The 2,071-nt window shown below is 66.7% G+C and carries 2 protein-coding genes; one reads left to right on the plus strand and one right to left on the minus strand.

The annotated features are described in order from the left end of the window. On the minus strand, nucleotides 1–1,687 hold a 1,687-nt coding region (locus HXX10_RS28905), incomplete at its 3' end, for a hypothetical protein (protein WP_296526968.1). Here HXX10_RS28905 and HXX10_RS28910 point away from each other — a divergent pair. Further along, nucleotides 1,662–2,045, plus strand: a complete 384-nt coding sequence (locus HXX10_RS28910) for a hypothetical protein (RefSeq protein WP_296526970.1) — start codon at nucleotides 1,662–1,664, stop codon at nucleotides 2,043–2,045. The genes HXX10_RS28905 and HXX10_RS28910 overlap by 26 nt on opposite strands. The last annotated feature ends 26 nt before the right edge of the window (nucleotides 2,046–2,071 follow it).

Consider the following 2,071-nt stretch of genomic DNA (forward strand, 5'->3'; position numbering starts at 1 on the left):
TGTACAACGGGCCGAGATTGCGCCCGGCCTCGACCGGGAAATCGCCGGGGCCGTATGTGATGGCCGATATCGCGCGGATGTCGCGGCCGGCGACGATGCTGGCGATGTCGGAGGCAGAATTGTTCCGGCCGATGAAGCTCATGTTGACGATGTCGCGGCCGGCCTCGACCTTGGCCGGCTTGATCAGCGTGAAGCTGCCGCTGATGTCCTGGCCCGCATAGATGACGACCGGAACGTCGTCGCCGGCGTGCACGGCGGACGACAGCACCGCGGGTGCCGGCGTGCCGAGCGGATCGACATAGGACGCCGAGGTGCCGTCCAGCATGGCGATGCCGAAGGCGCCGGTCCCGGCCGAATAGAGAGGCGTGCTGATCGAGCCGCCGGCCAGCAGGGTCAGAGTTCCGGTGGCGGACGGGATCAGGGCGAGCGAGGTGTTCACCCGGATGCTGCCGCTGACCGCGTCGATCGCCAGCGTGGCCGGCAGCAGCAGGTTATCCGACGAGCTCGCCCCGATGACGACGTCGCCCGAGACGCTGGTCAGCGACACGCTGCTGCCGGCGCTGTAGCTGGTGAACGGGGCGCCCAGGAAGGGTCCCAAGCCAATGCCCATGACGCCGCCGGGCAAAGCATCGCCCGGGGTGTAGGCCTGCGCGGCCAGCAGGCTGTCATTTCTCAGCATCGCCGGATCGGTGATCGCGCCCAGCGTGATGGCGCCGCCGGCCATCAGGCTGATGACGCCGTCCTGCACGGCGAGGTTCAGGGTCTTGCCGGCGCTGTCCGCGGTGACCGCGCCGCCGATCCGGATGGTTCCGGTGCCGGCGCCGACCAGAACCGCGCCGCCGACGAGGTCGCCGCCGGCCTCGACCTTCAGGTTGCCGCCCCCATAGGTGTGCTCGGTCGCGGTGGGCACCGCGGCGGTGCCGCCGCTCACCACGATGGTCTGCGGCAAGGACACGATGACGTCCTTGATGCTGCCACCCGCCGTCAGCGTGACATTGCCGCCGCCCAGCGCGCCGATGCCGTCCGCATAGGTGGCATAGTTGATCCAGGCCGCCGTCTGCCGGGCGGCAACGTTGTTGGAGTTTGTCCCGGTGAATTGCGCCGTCGAATTGCCGTTGCTCTTGATAAGGTGGTAATACCACGAGGCCCAACTGGCAGTGCCGTCGAGCGAGGTGGTCTCGATGCCGACGATGTCCCCGCCCACCGCGACGGTGACAGAGCCGCCCCCCTCCGCCCAGGTCGGCGTGCTGACCAGGCCATTGGGGTTGCTGACATAGGACGAGGACATGCCGGGTGACGTGAAATCGGATGGCGTCGCCACGGCGCTGCCCGCCGTGTAGACGGCGCCGGGCGCGGTCGTGTCTAGCAGTTCGAAATCACCTGAAGCCGCGATCGTTATGGAGCCGGTGCCGGTGCGCACCACATTGCCGACGCTGATGGTGCTGGCAACGCTGTTACTCGAATTTGCCTGGGGGTTGGCGTAAGAGACATGGCCGTCGACGGTGACGTCGGCGCTGCTGCCGCTCGTCACCGCCACCGGGTTAGCGCTGGCAAGATTCGCGCCGGCGACGATGCGATACGAGCTGCTGCTCGTCTCACTCGCCAGATCCATCGACGAGATGGGTGATTGGTTGCTCGCTGCCGCGACCGGAGACAGGCTGTTGTCGACCTTCGCATTCGACGGCAAGGATATGGACTCATCGCCCGTCAAGAAAGTCACGGGCATCGCGCGGGATTTGGGTCCGATCCTCGCGCACGCGATGAAGAAATACCCCGAGACCAAGTCGCTGATCGTGCCTCGCGTCGAAGGCCTCGTCGTTCTGACCGCGGGAGCGGACTTTCAGAAGGTGGCGGACGCCGAGCGGGCAAAAGTTCTCACGGACCGCGACTTCGTCAGGAAGGCCGCTTCCCCGCAGGCGCAACGCACCGCGTTCGGAAACGTCGCCGAACAGTTCCTGAAGCAGCCTCTCACGGATAGGCTGTGGAGGGGCAAGCTGAGGCAGTTCTTCAACGCGGGCCCTAGGGTCCGGACTCATAACCAGTAGCAGACGGTCGCGGCGATGTGGACCGC

This window comes from Rhodoplanes sp. (genome assembly GCF_013377085.1).
GTDB lineage: Bacteria > Pseudomonadota > Alphaproteobacteria > Rhizobiales > Xanthobacteraceae > Rhodoplanes.